Genomic DNA, 847 nt, shown 5'->3' on the forward strand with positions numbered 1-847 from the left:
GAGCATCACCTTCTCGGCTATGGCTCCCACCGACATTTCACCTTCGGCGAGGTAGCTCATGATCAACAGTCGCTTCTCATTGCCCATCAGCATGAGAAACTCTGCCGCCGATTCGGCGTTCACGATTAGCTTTGTCGAGACCATCGATCCCCCATGCTTCCTGTTCATCCCGACGCCATGGGGGCAATGGCGTCTGATTCCATAAATTCACTTATCGATCGGCGCTGGCGATTCAGCGTCACTAAAAGGTAGAGCATTTCACCTAAATCTCAAGTGTTGCTTTTGATCCAGCATAATTAAGTCTCAGTCTCGGCGTCGACAATGGCTCGGCCCGCCCTCGCCATATCGACCAGAACGTGCCGCAATTCACCTGCTGCGCCCAGAGGTTGCGGGTAAAAGACCCGGCAAGCATCGTCGCCCGACACCAGATCCATGCCATCGGCATCGAATCCGGCAATACGCCAGCCGTTGCCGGATACTTTGGCGAAATGCTGTGCGTAAACGGCGATCGCGTCGAGATGGTCGGCGTTCATGTGGTCGATGGCCGATTGTTCGCGCGCCGCGAGTTCCTCGACGACCGGTCCGCTGGCGAGCAGATCCGATCGGTCGAGCTGATAGGCCTTGCCGAAGCCGCCGTTGAGGCTGGCGCGTTGCGGATCGAGGCGAAAGATCGAAAAGTCACCGAGACCGGCGTAAAGTTTCGCCCTGGCATTGTGATTGAGGTAACGGCGCTCGGTGCGGGCGTGTTCGGCCGATCCGCGCTCGATCCTTACCGCCTGGCAGACCAGTGTCAGGCGCGGGTGCGCCAGCGGGTCGCCCTTGCCTGGTTCGCCGAGCAACAGGGAAC

The 847-nt window shown here is 58.9% G+C and carries 1 protein-coding gene and 1 pseudogene; both read right to left on the reverse strand.

Annotation, left to right across the window (positions count from 1 at the left end; all coding sequences use genetic code 11):
• Positions 1-144, reverse strand: a pseudogene (locus EN991_RS38105) (ArsR family transcriptional regulator); the annotation flags it as partial.
• 152 nt (positions 145-296) lie between these two features.
• Positions 297-847: DUF2470 domain-containing protein (locus tag EN991_RS38110; protein WP_164769752.1), on the reverse strand; the 551-nt coding region annotated here is incomplete at its 5' end.

This window comes from Mesorhizobium sp. M7A.F.Ca.US.005.03.2.1, assembly GCF_003997795.1.
GTDB classification, from domain to species: Bacteria; Pseudomonadota; Alphaproteobacteria; order Rhizobiales; family Rhizobiaceae; genus Mesorhizobium; species Mesorhizobium ciceri.